13 protein-coding genes are annotated in these 15,247 nt (G+C 35.8%); 10 read left to right on the top strand and 3 right to left on the bottom strand.

Annotation, left to right across the window (positions count from 1 at the left end):
* Positions 1–17: 17 nt before the first annotated feature.
* On the top strand, positions 18–527 hold the full coding sequence (gene msrB, locus I5M32_RS02765; protein WP_200584653.1) for a peptide-methionine (R)-S-oxide reductase MsrB: 510 nt from the start codon (positions 18–20) through the stop codon (positions 525–527).
* Positions 528–648: 121 nt separating this feature from the next.
* Here the strand turns inward: msrB and efp are convergent, their stop codons facing one another.
* Positions 649–1,209, bottom strand: a complete 561-nt coding sequence (gene efp / locus I5M32_RS02760) for an elongation factor P (protein ID WP_200584652.1) — start codon at positions 1,207–1,209, stop codon at positions 649–651.
* 147 nt (positions 1,210–1,356) lie between these two features.
* Here efp and I5M32_RS02755 point away from each other — a divergent pair, with 147 nt between their 5' ends.
* The 3 genes from I5M32_RS02755 to I5M32_RS02745 all read left to right on the top strand — a co-directional run bounded on the left by I5M32_RS02755 (position 1,357) and on the right by I5M32_RS02745 (position 5,720).
* Entirely contained in the window at positions 1,357–3,198 is a 1,842-nt protein-coding gene (locus I5M32_RS02755; protein ID WP_200584651.1) for a transketolase, read from the top strand.
* A gap of 271 nt (positions 3,199–3,469) precedes the next feature.
* On the top strand, positions 3,470–4,798 hold the full coding sequence (locus I5M32_RS02750) for an MBOAT family O-acyltransferase (RefSeq protein ID WP_234461840.1): 1,329 nt from the start codon (positions 3,470–3,472) through the stop codon (positions 4,796–4,798).
* Positions 4,799–4,802: 4 nt separating this feature from the next.
* Complete coding sequence (locus tag I5M32_RS02745) at positions 4,803–5,720, top strand: hypothetical protein (RefSeq protein ID WP_200584649.1); 918 nt, start codon at positions 4,803–4,805, stop codon at positions 5,718–5,720.
* Between the two features lie 50 nt (positions 5,721–5,770).
* On the opposite strand, the gene I5M32_RS02740 is transcribed toward I5M32_RS02745, so the two are convergent.
* Complete coding sequence (locus I5M32_RS02740; RefSeq protein WP_200584648.1) at positions 5,771–7,141, bottom strand: dipeptidase; 1,371 nt, start codon at positions 7,139–7,141, stop codon at positions 5,771–5,773.
* 67 nt (positions 7,142–7,208) lie between these two features.
* The gene (locus I5M32_RS02735; protein WP_200584647.1) at positions 7,209–7,358 is read right to left on the bottom strand and encodes a hypothetical protein; all 150 of its coding nucleotides are present in this window, start codon (positions 7,356–7,358) and stop codon (positions 7,209–7,211) included.
* A 213-nt stretch (positions 7,359–7,571) separates the two neighbouring features.
* Between I5M32_RS02735 and I5M32_RS02730 the strand changes: the two genes are divergently transcribed.
* The 6 genes from I5M32_RS02730 (at position 7,572) to I5M32_RS02705 (ending at position 15,185) form a co-directional block, all read left to right on the top strand.
* Positions 7,572–9,017: a tetratricopeptide repeat protein gene (locus I5M32_RS02730; protein WP_200584646.1), complete on the top strand. Its 1,446-nt coding sequence runs from the start codon at positions 7,572–7,574 to the stop codon at positions 9,015–9,017.
* 84 nt (positions 9,018–9,101) lie between these two features.
* Positions 9,102–11,399: an ATP-dependent helicase gene (locus I5M32_RS02725; RefSeq protein ID WP_200584645.1), complete on the top strand. Its 2,298-nt coding sequence runs from the start codon at positions 9,102–9,104 to the stop codon at positions 11,397–11,399.
* Between the two features lie 314 nt (positions 11,400–11,713).
* Positions 11,714–13,498: a translation elongation factor 4 gene (gene lepA / locus I5M32_RS02720; RefSeq protein ID WP_200584644.1), complete on the top strand. Its 1,785-nt coding sequence runs from the start codon at positions 11,714–11,716 to the stop codon at positions 13,496–13,498.
* A gap of 66 nt (positions 13,499–13,564) precedes the next feature.
* Entirely contained in the window at positions 13,565–14,446 is an 882-nt protein-coding gene (locus tag I5M32_RS02715; protein ID WP_200584643.1) for a bifunctional 5,10-methylenetetrahydrofolate dehydrogenase/5,10-methenyltetrahydrofolate cyclohydrolase, read from the top strand.
* 65 nt (positions 14,447–14,511) lie between these two features.
* Positions 14,512–14,766, top strand: a complete 255-nt coding sequence (locus I5M32_RS02710; RefSeq protein WP_200584642.1) for a DUF6364 family protein — start codon at positions 14,512–14,514, stop codon at positions 14,764–14,766.
* Positions 14,763–15,185 (top strand): type II toxin-antitoxin system VapC family toxin, encoded by a 423-nt coding sequence (locus I5M32_RS02705; RefSeq protein WP_200584641.1) that lies wholly within the window; start codon positions 14,763–14,765, stop codon positions 15,183–15,185. Before I5M32_RS02710 ends, I5M32_RS02705 begins: the two co-directional genes overlap by 4 nt.
* Positions 15,186–15,247: the final 62 nt, after the last annotated feature.

Below are 15,247 nucleotides of genomic sequence, written 5' to 3'. Positions count from 1 at the left end.
CTATAAAATATTTAATCATGAAAAAGAATATATTATTTGCCATAATCATTGCGGCTTCAACTTTAACCGCTTGTGGACAAAACAAAACAAAAGATAAAACTTCTACTGAAAACGTTGAAACCAAAAAGGGAAAATTCCCTATGGCTAAAACAGATGCAGAATGGAGGGCAATCTTAAGCCCAGCTACTTATGAGATTATGGTAAAAGAAGGCACAGAGACACCTTTCAAAAACGAATATTATAACAACCATAAAAAAGGAATTTATGTAAGCGCTGCCACCGGAGAACCATTGTTTAGCTCTGACGATAAATTTGATTCTGGTACAGGATGGCCAAGTTTCACAAAACCAATTAACGATAAAGCTGTTATTTGGGCAAAAGATACTTCTTTCGGGATGACAAGGGATGAAGTTGTAGAGGCTAAAACAGGTTTACATTTAGGCCATGTTTTTAATGATGGGCCTGCTCCTACTGGTTTAAGATATTGCATCAATTCTGCTGCTCTAAAATTTATTCCTTCAAAGTAAATCCTAAAATTTTATCCAAATAAAATTGGCTTCCGAGAATTTTTCGGAAGCCAATTTTTTTACACTGTAATTGGTACTGGATATTTGCTTTGGGCATTTTACTTCAAGCTTTAAGCATCTATTATTTCACTCTCTCAATATAAGCACCTGTTGCGGTATCAACCCTTACTTTATCGCCTTGGTTTACAAACAATGGTACTTTTATTTCAATTCCTGTTTCAACAGTAGCATTTTTTAAAGCATTTGTAGAGGTATCGCCTTTAACAGCTGGCTCTGTATAAACAATCTCTAACTCAACATTATTGGGTGCTTTTGCAATAATCGGCTCTTCACTCTCCATAGAAATCAAAACATTCATCCCCTCTTTTAAAAACCTTGCAGAACTACCAAATAATTCTTTGGGTACGTTAAATTGTTCAAACGTAATATTGTCCATCACCACAAAATAATCCCCATCATCATATAAATATTGATAATCTTTGGTCTCAACCCTTGCAATATCCACCTCCTCATCTGTACGCATACGTAGTTCTATTATTTTGCCGGTTTTAATACTCCGCATTTTACCTGTATAAAATGCACCTCCCTTTCCTGGCGTACGATGTATCAATTCATCGATAGTTACCAAATCTCCGTTAAAACGGATAATATTGCCTGTTTTTAAGTCTCCTGCCTTAGCCATAATTATTTTATCTTGGATTGCAAAAATAGGGATTAAACTCTATCCTACAAATTGCTTTTGAAAAGCGACCTTATCAAAAAAAACACTCGATAATTGCAAAATTTATCATAGAACACCAAGTGGCATCTTTCTTGAGCATTTTTGAATATGAAAAACATAGAATCCATAAAAGAAAAAGCAAAGTTAGTGCGTAAATGGTGCATGGTCTCTACTACCGAGGCCGGCTCTGGCCACCCTACATCTTGCCTATCAATTGCCGATGTAACCACCGTTTTATTTGATAAATATCTAAAATACGATTTATCAGCACCATTAAATAAGTACAACGATCGTTTTGTGCTTTCCAAGGGCCACGCGGCCCCATTGCTTTATACATTGTTTGGCATTGCAGGAGCTTATCCCTTAGAGAGCTTAAGAACACTCAGAAAATTTGGGAGCCAATTTGAAGGTCATCCCGTACCAAAATTTAAGTTTACAGAAGCAGCAACCGGCTCTTTGGGCCAGGGTTTATCCGTTGGGGCTGGTTTGGCCTTAATAGGGAAAAGGGAAAAACTTCCTTATAAAACTTACGTTGTTTTGGGTGATGGCGAGCTTGCAGAAGGCCAGGTTTGGGAGGCGGCAAACTTTGCTTCCTATCATCATTTAGATAATTTGATCGCAATTTTAGACATCAATCGTTTGGCGCAGAGTGGCGAAACCATGTTTGGGCATCATTTAAAAGAATATGCTGACCGCTTTAAAGCTTTTGGTTTTGAGGTGATTGAAATTGATGGCCATGATTTAGAAGAAATAGATAAAGCACTACAAAAAGCACATAGCAATACCAATGGAAAACCTGTTGCCATTGTTGCAGAGACCATTAAAGGAAAAGGAGTTTCATTTTTAGAAGATAAAGAAGGCTGGCATGGCAAACCGTTAAATACCGATCAATTAAAAACCGCTTTAAAAGAGTTGGGAGAGGTTGACGATAGTTTACGTTTCGAGCTAAAAATGACAGAAAAGACCGAGGTTACAAAAAACCCTTTAGAACAAACATTTTCTAAGCTAAAATTCGATAAAAATAAAGAATATGCTACCAGAGAGGTTTTTGGGGAGGTTTTTACGGAATTAGGAAAATCAAACCTAAATCTGTACGGCCTAGATGGCGATGTTAAAAATTCTACTTACACCTTAGATTTTTATAAAGCCTATCCAGAAAGGTTTGTAGAATGTTTTATTGCCGAACAAAATATGGTTTCTGTAGCCGCAGGATTATCAAGAATTGGTAAAATACCCTTTGTAGCCACTTTTGCGGCTTTTTTTACCAGGGCAGCAGATCAAATAAGAATGGCTAGGGTATCAGAATCTAACATCAAATTTATTGGTTCCCATGTTGGTGTTTCTATTGGCGAAGATGGCCCTTCACAAATGGGTTTAGAGGATATTGCCTTTTTTGGTGCCGAACCAGACATCATTATACTACAACCTTCTGATGCTGTATCAACAAGTAAATTGGTTCCATTGATGATAAATCATCAAGGGATCAGCTATATGAGAACGCTACGCCCAAAAACCCCAATTTTTTATGATGAAAGCGAGGTTTTCAAAATCGGTGGATCTAAAACATTACGAAAATCCAAGAAAGATGGTTTAACTGTGGCGGCAACCGGTATTACTGTGATAGAAGCCATTACAGCTGCCGAAGAATTGAAAAAAGAAAATATAAATATTAGAGTTGTAGATTGTTACTCCATAAATCCGGTTGATGCAGCTACATTAAAAGAATGTGTTTCAGAAACCGAAAAACCGATCATCATTACCGTAGAAGATCATTATGAACATGGTGGTTTTGGCGATTTCGTTTCATCAGCTTTAGCTAAAGAGAACTTAGAAGTTGTAAAATTAGCAGTTTCAAAAATATCCTCATCTGGCGAGAAATCGCAATTGTTGAGTGCAGCCCAAATAGATGCGGCGCATATTATAAAAACAGTAAAAAAGCTTTTGAAATAAGGAGAACAATTGAGGTATCAAGTCTCGCTATTTGGCGAGACTTTTTTTGTTTGTCTTAATTTATGTAATAAATAATTAAAATTTAGTTTAACTGTTTATTTAATATATTTGAATCAAATCTTATAAAACCTGGCCTTTACAAGTAAAAAAGAATATGCTTTTTAATTCTTTTCATTTCTTATTCTTTTTCATAATTGTTACTTCTCTTTATTTTGCGCTCCCCTATGGTAAAAGATGGGTTTTATTGTTGTTAAGTAGCTGCTATTTTTACATGGCTTTTGTGCCCATATACATTCTGATACTGGGTTTTACTATCATTATAGATTATTTTGCAGGTATTTATATAGAAAATTCTGAAGGTAAAAGAAGAAAAAAATTCTTGATCATGAGTTTGGTTGCCAATATTGGTGTTTTGGCCATTTTTAAATACTTCAATTTTTTAAACCAAAACTTTTCATTTCTATTGTCCGGTTTCGGACTTAAAGACCCACTTCCCTATTTATCTATCCTGCTGCCCATAGGCTTGTCATTTCATACTTTCCAAGCCATGAGTTACACCATAGAGGTTTACCGCGGGCATCAAAAAGCAGAAAGGCACTTTGGCATTTATTCGCTTTATGTAATGTTTTACCCTCAGTTGGTTGCCGGGCCAATTGAAAGACCGCAAAACCTATTACATCAATTTAGGCAAAAATTTGATTTTGATTATGCCCGTGTAACAAGCGGTTTAAGGCTGATGATCTGGGGCTTGTTCCAAAAAGTAGTAATCGCAGATAGGCTCGCTATTTTAGTAGATACCGTTTATAACAACCCTCAAAAACACCAAGACTCTAGCCTGATCATCGCAACGGTCTTTTTCTCTTTTCAAATTTTTTGCGATTTTTCTGGTTATTCTGATATGGCAATAGGCGCAGCAAGGGTTATGGGATTTAACTTAATGACCAACTTTAGAAGTCCGTACCAAGCTAAAAGTGTGCAAGAATTCTGGACAAGGTGGCATATCTCTCTTTCAACCTGGTTTAAAGATTATCTATATATTCCTTTGGGAGGAAATCGAGTAGCCATCCCAAGGTGGTATTTTAATATTTTTATCGTTTTTTTAGTAAGCGGTTTATGGCATGGCGCAAGTTGGACTTTTGTTATCTGGGGAGCTTTACATGGTTTCTACATCATATTTGGAACCCTTACTTCTAAGTTTCGCAAAAATTATAGTAAAGTATTCTTATTAGATAAGATTACGTTTTTGCCAACAATCATCACTTTTATTTTAGTTGCATTTGCATGGATATTTTTTAGATCAGATAATTTTACTGTTGCATATTATATCATCAGTCATTTGTGGGGCGGCTTAAAAGAGATTTTTTATAATATCTACCACAATTTGCCTGTATTTGAATATTTAGGGATTTCTAAATTCTTTGCGCTTGGTTTAATCATATTTTTAGAAACCATTAATTATTTCAAGAACAAACACAACATTGCTTTATGGTTTACATCCAAACCTTTTGCATTTAGATGGGCTACTTATTTTGCAGTAGTGTTGATCATTATGGTATGCGGCGTTTTTGACAACAGGCAATTTATATATTTTCAATTTTAAAGGTTTGAAGAAATTCATCATAAAATCAACGGTTTTTTTAGCCATTTTAAGTGTGGTGTTCTTTAGCTTGTCTTTAACTTTTAAAAGAAAATACAATCCTAAAACAGACTATTTAGGCGCAATTATAGATAAACACCAACGCTTAGAACAAATAGACAGTAATAGGCTCATTTTAATTGGTGGATCAAACCTCGCCTTTGGCATCAATAGCCCATTAATAGAAGATAATTTAAAAGTTAATGTAATAAATATGGGTTTACATGCCGGTTTGGGCTTAGCGTTTATGCTTAATGAGGTAAAACCATCTGTAAAAAAAGGAGACTTAATTGTACTTTGCCTAGAATATCCTCTTTATTTGGATGATTTTGAGCCAGATATTGACCTGATCAGCTTTACGCAGCATTTATACCCGCCTTCCAGAAATTATTACCATTTTAATTTAGAAGAAATGTTTTTGGCAAACTTTGCCAAATTTAAAAAGCGTTTTGAAGCCCAAACCATTAAAATCGACCCTGTTTTTAACCGTCAGAAATTTGATAAATATGGTGATGATATAGGGCATTTAGGTTTGCCCGGTTTAATAGAATTGAGGGATAAAGAACATATTGGGAAATTAGAGGTAGATAAAAGTGCCAGATTGATCAATCAGTTTAATAGCGTATGTAAACAGAAAGGAGCCAAGTTATTGATTTCTTATGTATCCTATCCAAAATCAGAATACAAAAAAAACAAAAAAGCAATAGATGATCTAAATCAACTACTGCATCAGAAAATTGAGAACGTACCTTTTATAAATAAACCAGAAAATTACATATTTGATGATAGCCTATTTTATGATACCGTTTATCATCTAAACAGAGAAGGGAGAGAAAGAAGAACAACTATTTTTATAAAAGACATTAAACCTTTTATTCAAAAATAAACAAGTTTGGCTGATTTTTGAAAAATCAGAAATCTGCCAAACCTTTAAACTTATTTACTCATTTCGGCAAAATATTTGTGAAATAGGGGGATGGTTTCTATGCCTTTGTAATAATTGAAAACATCATATTTTTCGTTTGGTGAGTGTAGGCTATCGCTGTCTAAACCAAAGCCCATTAGTACGGTTTTAATACCTAACTCTTCTTCAAACAAAGCCACAATTGGGATACTTCCACCGCCCCTAGTTGGTACGGGTTCTTTACCAAAAGAATCTTTTATGGCTTTATAGGCCGCTTTAAAAGCAATTGAATTTGTAGGGGTTACATAAGGGGTGCCACCGTGATGGGCAATAACTTTTACCTTTACTGATTTGGGGGCGATACTCTCGAAATGATTTTTAAATAATTCTGAAATTTTACGCCAATCTTGTCCAGGAACAAGTCTCATAGATATTTTGGCATTTGCCTTTGCCGGGAGAACGGTTTTTGCCCCAGGGCCGGTATAACCGCCCCAAATTCCGTTTACCTCTAATGTTGGCCTAATCCCCGTTCTTTCAATTGTAGAGTATCCCGCCTCTCCCCAAACATCATCAATAGAAAGTTCTTTTTTATACTCCTCTAAATCAAAAGGAGCATCATTTAATGACTTTCTTTCCTCTTCAGAAAGGTTGATTACTCCATCATAAAACCCGGGAATAGTAATGTGGTTATGCTCGTCATGCAAGGATGCGATCATTTGGCAAAGAATGGTTGCTGGGTTGGCAACCGCACCACCGTAAACCCCAGAATGAAGGTCTTTTATTGGCCCCTGAACTTCTACTTCCATGTAAGCCAAACCGCGTAACCCAGTTTCTATACTTGGGTTTTCCATGCTAATCATAGAAGTATCGGATATCAAAACCACATCGGCTTTTAATCGCTCCTTATTTTGGGCAACAAATTTACCCAAGTTATCAGAACCCACCTCCTCTTCACCCTCGATCATAAATTTGATGTTACAAGGCAAAGTATTGGTATGCACCATCAGCTCGAAAGCTTTCACATGCATATAAAACTGACCTTTATCATCGCAAGCACCTCTGGCGTAAATCTTTCCATCACGCAAGGTAGGCTCAAAAGGCGGAGTTTCCCAAAGCTCTATCGGGTCTGGCGGCTGTACATCATAATGGCCATACACCAATACCGTTGGCAAAGAGCTATCAATGATTTTCTCTCCGTAAACTATAGGGTAACCCTCCGTAGGGCAAACTTCAACATGGTTTGCCCCCGAATTCTTCAATTTATCTGCAACAAAATCTGCCGTTTTTAGTACTTCATCCTTATATTTAGGATCGGCACTAACAGACTGAAATCTTAACAGTTCAAATAATTCGTGAAGAAAACGCTGGCGGTTTTCTTCTACGTACTCCTTAATAATTTGCATAAAATATAGATTTACGCAAATATACCAATTTATACTTTAGCCTTTAGCTAAAGAATTTAGTGATGGGTTAATCCCAAGTGCCTAGATCTTTTTTAGGCAATGAACCATCCATGGTTTGAACTTTATTTGCTTTTGCTGGAGTTAATTCATTATCTTTTTTACAAGAAGTTGCTGCCATTGCAGATACCAATACCAATGCTATTAATATTTTTTTCATAATTTTAAATTTTATGTAACCTTTAAATGTTAATTACAGTACAAATATGTTGGGACTATAATTTTAAATGAAAAATTTATTTCTTAAAAGAATAAATTTTATTACAATTATTTTTATTTTTATTTTTATTTTATAAAGATTTTTTTTTTCATACAGGATTAAAACTTTACATGAAAAAATATTTCGGCTTTTTAACTTAACGCTTCGATTTTAATGAAAAGGTTTTTATTTTTCTTATTAATCATAAATAATTTGAATACCTACGCATTTCAAATAAATGGTATAAAAGAAAATGAAGATTCGTCTGCGGTTAATAAAATAAACAAAGCTAGCTATCAAAACAGATTAACCGATCCAGATCAAACTATTTTGATGGCAAAAAGGGCTAATAAAATGGCCTTAGCCATAAAATTCAAAGAAGGCGAAGCAGAATCTAATAGGATTATTGGTATTGGATACTATTATCTTAACCAAAGAGATTCTGCATTAAATTATTATCTATTAGCTTTAAATCAGTTTAAATTCCTCAAGGATGATCTTGGAGAAGCAAAAGTAGCTAACAATATAGGCAACCTTTGGATAGATATTGATTACGATAAAAGCTTAGAATATTTTAAAAAAACATTACAAATAGCTCAAAAACACAATAAAAAAGATTTGATAGCAGGTTCTTATTTAAATATAGGAAATACTTTTCTTCGTAAAAAAAATTACTCAGTTGCCCTTAAAAATTATGAAAAAAGCAGCGAATTATTCAATGAAATTAATAATCCAATTGGTATCACTCAAAGTTTACAAAATAGGGGAGTAATTTATTTTAAAACGAATCAATTTGATAAAGCAGAAAAATTACTTCTAGAAGCAAATAGAAAATCTAAAGAACATGAACTAAATAGTGCAGTTTCTTCAATCAATTTAAGCTTGTCTGCTATTTATATTGCTGAAAATAAATTTGAAGATGCTTCTAAATTCTTAAATGAAGGAATGGCTTTTGCAAAATTAGTTAATGACAGTAAGATTATTTATGACTACATATACACCAATTATCAGTTAGAATATAAAAGAAAAAATTATGAGAAAGCTTTAGGTTATTTAAAAGAGATAAATGTACTGGATAGCGTTAATTATAATAAAAACATAACCTCTAACATTAATTTAATACAGCAAACCCTAAAACAACAACAACAGCAAAAAGAGAATGAATTAACTATCCAACAACAAAAAAACGCTAAAAAACTTTCAATTGCCACAGGTATTGTTACCATACTTTCTTTCTTCGTTATTTTTCTATTGATAAAAACCAACAAAAAATCAAAGAAATCTAATTTAGAGCTAAAAACCTTAAACGATGAGGTGATAAGGCAAAAAAACAATGTAGATAGGATCAACCATCGTTTAGAAGAACTAATTGCAGAACGCACCAAAGACCTGATCATTAAAAATCAAAAACTTTCAGAATACTCTAGCCATTTATCACACCAGATACGTGGGCCTGTTGCTACGCTTAAAGGTTTAATGCTTTTGGTGGAGGACGATATGGTAGATAGCAATGAAATATCGCCCCAAATAATAAAATGCGTTAATAAAATTGATGAGCAGATCATGGATATCAATGAGGCTTTAAACGATCCAACAAGGTATCATTTAAACAGAAAATAAACATGGTGGAAATCTTTAAATGGGGCAAGGCTAAAATCTCTGCCCCATTTTTTTTATTTTCGCATTTCTCATAAACTTTAGGATTTGGATTTTTTAGCAGGATTAAATACATCACAAAAACAAGCGGTACAACAAATAGTGGGCCCTGTAATGATCATTGCGGGTGCGGGATCGGGAAAAACCAGGGTAATCACATACCGGGTTGCCCACCTTATCCAAAAAGGCATTGATCCGTTTAATATTTTGGTGCTAACTTTTACCAATAAGGCAGCAAAAGAAATGCGTAACCGTATTACCACCGTTGTTGGAGGGGAGGCTAAAAACATTTGGATGGGTACTTTTCACTCTGTATTTGCAAAAATATTAAGGGTTGAGGCCAATAAAATAGGCTATCCAAATAATTTTACCATTTATGATACAGATGATAGCAAAAGCTTGATCAAAACCATATTAAAAGAAATGAGCCTCGATGATAAACTCTATCATCACAATTTCGTTTACGGGCGTATATCAAATGCCAAAAACAACCTGATTTCTGCCCAAGAATATCAACAGAATGAGGCCATACAAGCCGAGGATTTTAGTAATGGGCGTGGTTTTTTAGGCAAAATTTATGAAACCTACGTAAACCGTTGCTTTAAGGCCGGGGCCATGGATTTTGACGACCTCCTTTTTAAAACAAACGTTTTGTTAAAAGAGCATCCAGATGTGCTTTATAAGTACCAGAACAAGTTTAAATATTTAATGGTTGATGAGTACCAGGATACCAACTTTTCGCAATATTTGATCGTGAAAAAACTAGCCGCCATTAATGAAAACCTATGTGTGGTGGGTGATGATGCACAGAGCATCTACGCTTTTAGGGGTGCCAGCATCCAAAACATACTCAACTTTCAAAAAGATTACCCCGATGTTAAGGTTTTTAAACTAGAGCAGAATTACAGATCTACGCAAAATATCGTAAATGTTGCCAACAGCATCATTTCTAACAATAAAAACCAGTTAGAGAAAAATGTTTTTTCTGCAAACGAAACCGGCGAGAAAATAAAAATCACACGTTCTTTTTCTGACAATGAAGAAGGGAAATCTGTGGCAGAATCTATCATCCAAGAGCGAGGGAACAACAATTTAGAATGGAAGAGTTTTGCCATCTTGTACCGTACAAACGCACAATCAAGATCAATGGAAGAAGGCTTGCGCAAACTAAACGTTCCCTATAAAATTTATGGTGGGCTTTCTTTTTACCAAAGAAAAGAAATAAAAGATTTGATCGCTTACTTCCGCCTAACTTTTAACCCAAGCGATGAGGAAGCCTTTAAAAGGGTAATCAATTATCCCGCAAGAGGGATCGGTAAAACCACGTTAGATAGGGTTATTTTGGCCGCAGACCAAAACGAAAAAACCTTGTTCGAGATCATCTGCGATGCCCCAAAGTATCTGGAAAACAGGGCTGCTTTAGCTGTTGCAGATTTTGCCGCTTCTATCCAAAGCTTTATGGTGGTGGCAAAAAACAGCACTGCTTACGATGCAGCTTTACATATTGCCCAACAATCTGGCTTATTAAAAGATCTATATGCCGATAAATCTGTAGAAGGTTTAAATCGTTATGAAAACATCCAAGAACTTTTGAACGGGATCAAAGAGTTTTCTGAAAGGGAAGATCTAGAAGAACGCGGCTTAGATATATTTATGCAAGATATTGCCCTGTTAACCAATGATGATAATGATAAAGACCCCAATAAAGACACCGTTTCATTGATGACCATCCATTCTTCTAAAGGTTTAGAATTTCCACAGGTTTACATTGTGGGTTTAGAAGAGAACCTGTTTCCGTCTCAAATGGCATTAAATTCTAGGGCAGATCTAGAAGAAGAGCGCCGTTTGTTTTATGTTGCCGTTACAAGGGCAGAAAAAAAACTCCATTTAAGTTATGCTACATCACGTTTCAGGTTTGGCACATTGATCAATTGTGAGCCTTCCCGTTTTTTGGATGAGATCGAGCCGAAATATTTAGAACTAGAATTTACGCAAAAAGCACCAAGGGAAAGTACGGGCTTTGGCGATGAGCGCAATAAATGGCAAAGCAAAACTGCAGAAAAACCTATTCAAGGCGATTTTTTCTCTAAACCAAAACCCGCCACCAAAGCAGTTTTAACAACTTCATTATTGGCGAAAGCCCACGTACCAACTGCGGGTTTTGCACCAAGCGATACCTCAAAGCTACAAACCGGGCAAGAAGTAGAGCATGAACGCTTTGGGTTTGGCAAAGTGATCAATTTAGAAGGCAGCAAAGGTGATCTTAAAGCAACCGTTTTTTTTAAGGAGATCGGGCAAAAGCAGCTATTGTTAAAATATGCGAAGTTGAGGATAGTGGAAAATTAAATATAACCACAGAGGACACAAAGATTTTCACAAAGAAACAAAGGTTTTTTGCGTTAAGGATTGAAGTGGCATCCCCGCCTGTAATTCGGGAAGGCTTTTTTTGTCATCCTGAGCATTGTCACTCTGAGCGGAGTCGAAAAGGGAGTCGAAGGATAAGAAAAAAGATATATCCGCCAGTTGGCGGAGTTTTAAAACGCCCAAATTATTTTATTTCAATTATTCTAATCAAAAAGAATTTTAATTAAAAAAATCAATATTATCTACATCAAAAACATCCCAATTATTCTCCTTAAAAATCTATCTTTGCGTTTCAGATGAAGCATATACGTAATTTTTGCATTATTGCACATATAGATCACGGTAAGAGTACCCTTGCCGATAGATTGTTGGAGTTTACTTCTACGGTTACCCAACGCGAATCGCAAGCACAGTTGTTGGATAATATGGATCTGGAGCGTGAACGCGGCATTACCATAAAAAGCCATGCCATCCAGATGAACTATATCCATGAGGGGCAAGAATATATTCTGAACCTGATCGATACACCGGGACACGTAGATTTTTCTTACGAGGTTTCTAGGTCTATTGCCGCTTGTGAGGGTGCTTTATTGATCGTAGATGCTTCTCAAGGTATTCAGGCGCAAACAATTTCTAACCTTTATTTGGCCTTAGAACAAGACCTGCACATTATCCCCATTTTAAATAAAATGGATCTGCCGGGGGCAATGCCCGAAGAAGTGAAAGACCAGATCATTGATTTGATCGGTGGCGAGCGCTCTGATATTATCCCCGCATCTGGCAAAACCGGCCTAGGCATCCAAGATATTTTAACTGCCGTAATAGAAAGAGTGCCGGCTCCGGTTGGCGATCCCGATGCGCCTTTACAAGCTTTGATCTTTGATTCTGTTTTTAATTCTTTCCGTGGGATCATTGCTTATTTTAAAGTGGTAAACGGACAGATTAAAAAGAACGACAAAGTTAAGTTTGTTGCTACCGGTAAAGAATACATTGCAGACGAAGTTGGGATTTTAAAATTGAACCCCACACCCAAAGATGCTGTGAAAACTGGTGATGTTGGATACATTATTTCTGGGATCAAAGAAGCAAGGGAGGTTAAAGTTGGCGATACCATTGTATTAAAAGACCGTCAGGTTGTTGGCATACAAGGCTTTGAAGAGGTTAAACCGATGGTTTTTGCGGGTATTTACCCTGTTGATACCGATGAGTTTGAAGAGTTGCGAGAGGCGATGCACAAACTGCAATTGAACGATGCTTCTTTGGTTTTTGAGCCAGAATCTTCTGCGGCATTGGGTTTCGGTTTTCGTTGTGGCTTTTTGGGGATGCTGCACATGGAAATTATCCAAGAGCGTTTAGAGCGTGAATTCGACATGACGGTAATTACAACCGTACCCAACGTTTCTTATATCGCACATACTACAAAAGGAGATCCTTTTACGGTAAATAACCCTTCAGAACTACCAGACCCCTCTAAGTTGGAATTTGTTGAAGAACCTTACATCAAAGCCAACATCATTACCAAAGCAGAATTTGTTGGGCCGGTAATGTCGCTTTGCATCCAAAAAAGGGGAACCATAGTTAACCAACATTATTTAACTGCCGATAGGGTAGAATTGATATTTGAGATGCCGATGGGTGAAATCGTTTTTGATTTTTACGATAAATTGAAAACAATTTCAAAAGGTTATGCCTCTTTTGATTATCACCAAACAGGTTTCAAACAATCTGATCTGGTAAAATTAGATATTATGCTGAACGGAGAACACGTAGATGCGCTTTCATCGTTGATCCACCGGAGCAATTCTTACGATTTTGGTAAACGCATTTGCGAAAAGCTGAGGGAATTAATTCCGAGACAACAGTTTGAGATCGCTATCCAGGCATCTATAGGCGCAAAAATCATAGCCCGTGAAAACGTGAGGGCTTTACGTAAAGATGTAACAGCCAAATGTTATGGTGGAGATATTTCACGTAAGCGCAAATTGTTAGAAAAGCAGAAAAAAGGTAAAAAGCGTATGCGCCAAGTGGGTAATGTAGAAATCCCACAATCGGCGTTTATGGCAGTTTTGAAATTAGATTAGTACAAAGTATTGAGTATAGCATATTGAGTTTCGCTATACTCAATACTCATTATGCAATACAATAACATGAAATTACTAGACGGAAAACACGTATCGGAAGAATTAAAAAAGCAGATTGCGGTTGAAGCAGCAGAAATGTTGGAGAAAACAGGCAGAAAGCCACATTTGGTTGCTGTTTTGGTTGGTAACGATGGCGGTAGCGAAACCTATGTGGCAAGCAAAATGCGCAACTGTGAAAAAGTTGGTTTTAAATCTTCATTGATCAGGTACGATGAAACCGTTACCGAAGCAGAATTGTTAAACAAAATTGAAGAATTGAATAGGGATAAATCTATAGATGGGTTTATTGTTCAACTCCCTCTTCCAAAGCATATCGATCCAGAAAAAGTTACCGAAACCATTGACCATAAAAAGGATGTGGATGGTTTCCACCCTATCAATTTAGGCAGAATGCAAAGAAATTTGCCTTGTTTTTTACCGGCAACACCTTTTGGTATTATGCTGATGCTTGAGTTTTATGGAATTGAAACCGCTGGTAAAAATTGTGTGGTTATTGGCAGAAGCAACATTGTTGGCAGCCCTATGAGCATTTTAATGGCCCGCAACGCAAACCCCGGAAATTGTACCGTAACCTTAACGCACAGCAAGACCCAAAATTTAAAAGAAATTACGCTTAAAGCGGATATTATCATTGCGGCAATTGGTAAAAAGAATTTCGTTACCGCCGATATGGTTAAAAATGGTGCCATTGTTATTGATGTAGGCATGAACAGAGAACTTTCTGATAAAACCAAATCTGGTTATAAACTTTTTGGAGATGTTGATTTTGATAATGTGGCCCCAAAATGCTCTTACATTACCCCTGTACCAGGTGGGGTTGGCTTAATGACTATTGTAAGTTTGTTAAGAAACACGCTTTCTGCCGCTAAAAAAGAATTCTACAATTAATACGTAAAGATTATTTTTTGTTCACGTAAAAATAATTATCTTTGAGAAATTTAAAGAGTAAGGTTATGGATGCTAAATTAACATTAAGCTTTGATGAGCAGATTATCTTAAAGGCTAAAAGATATGCAGAACGCAATAATATTAGCCTTTCTAGGATGATCGAGCATTTGTTAACACAAGTTATAGAAAAGCCTTATCAATCTTTAGAAGATTTCCCCGTTTCTGATTGGGTGGGTATGGTTGCCGAGGGGCCTGCAGAGTATAAAACAAAAAAATCAAAAAAAATAGATAAAGAGGATTTTTTCGCATCAAAAAAATGAGGATTTTTTTAGATGCCAATGTTCTAGTTGCTGTTTTAAATAAAGAATACCCTGTTTTTACCTACGCTTCTCGTATCTTAAGCTTGGCCGATAAACCAAATTTTACCTTATACACCTCTCCTGTTTGTTTGGCAATAGCTTTTTATTTTGCCGAAAAGAAAACTTCTTCTAAAGTTGCCAAAGAAAAAATCAGAATTTTGCTAGAGCACATACAAATAGCAGAAAACTTAAGAAGTGCAATTTTAAAAACTATCGACAATAAAAAAGCAGAAGATTTTGAAGACGGGATCGAGTATTATGCTGCCTTAGAAAACGATTGTGATTGTATAGTAACTGAGAATATCAAAGATTTTTATTTTTCTGAGATTGAGGTATTGGACTGTAAAGGATATGCAGATAAATATTTTATAAATAGGTAATTTAAGATTCTTTTTAAGAAATATTTTTTTTCAAACTTTACAGAGAAAATGCTAAAGACCAA

It is taken from the genome of Pedobacter segetis (assembly GCF_016623585.1).
In the GTDB taxonomy this organism is placed as follows: Bacteria; Bacteroidota; Bacteroidia; order Sphingobacteriales; family Sphingobacteriaceae; genus Pseudopedobacter; species Pseudopedobacter segetis.
This window is presented reverse-complemented; position numbering and strand designations above follow the sequence as displayed.

Bases quoted from the DNA above. Each gene is read 5' to 3' on its own strand.
- msrB (WP_200584653.1), top strand. From the start codon at position 18: ATGAAAAAGAATATATTATTTGCCATAATCATTGCGGCTTCAACTTTA.
- efp (WP_200584652.1), bottom strand. From the start codon at position 1,209: ATGGCTAAGGCAGGAGACTTAAAAACAGGCAATATTATCCGTTTTAAC.
- I5M32_RS02755 (WP_200584651.1), top strand. From the start codon at position 1,357: ATGAAAAACATAGAATCCATAAAAGAAAAAGCAAAGTTAGTGCGTAAA.
- I5M32_RS02750 (WP_234461840.1), top strand. From the start codon at position 3,470: ATGGCTTTTGTGCCCATATACATTCTGATACTGGGTTTTACTATCATT.
- I5M32_RS02740 (WP_200584648.1), bottom strand. From the start codon at position 7,141: ATGCAAATTATTAAGGAGTACGTAGAAGAAAACCGCCAGCGTTTTCTT.
- I5M32_RS02735 (WP_200584647.1), bottom strand. From the start codon at position 7,358: ATGAAAAAAATATTAATAGCATTGGTATTGGTATCTGCAATGGCAGCA.
- I5M32_RS02730 (WP_200584646.1), top strand. From the start codon at position 7,572: ATGAAAAGGTTTTTATTTTTCTTATTAATCATAAATAATTTGAATACC.
- lepA (WP_200584644.1), top strand. From the start codon at position 11,714: ATGAAGCATATACGTAATTTTTGCATTATTGCACATATAGATCACGGT.
- I5M32_RS02715 (WP_200584643.1), top strand. From the start codon at position 13,565: ATGAAATTACTAGACGGAAAACACGTATCGGAAGAATTAAAAAAGCAG.
- I5M32_RS02710 (WP_200584642.1), top strand. From the start codon at position 14,512: ATGGATGCTAAATTAACATTAAGCTTTGATGAGCAGATTATCTTAAAG.
- I5M32_RS02705 (WP_200584641.1), top strand. From the start codon at position 14,763: ATGAGGATTTTTTTAGATGCCAATGTTCTAGTTGCTGTTTTAAATAAA.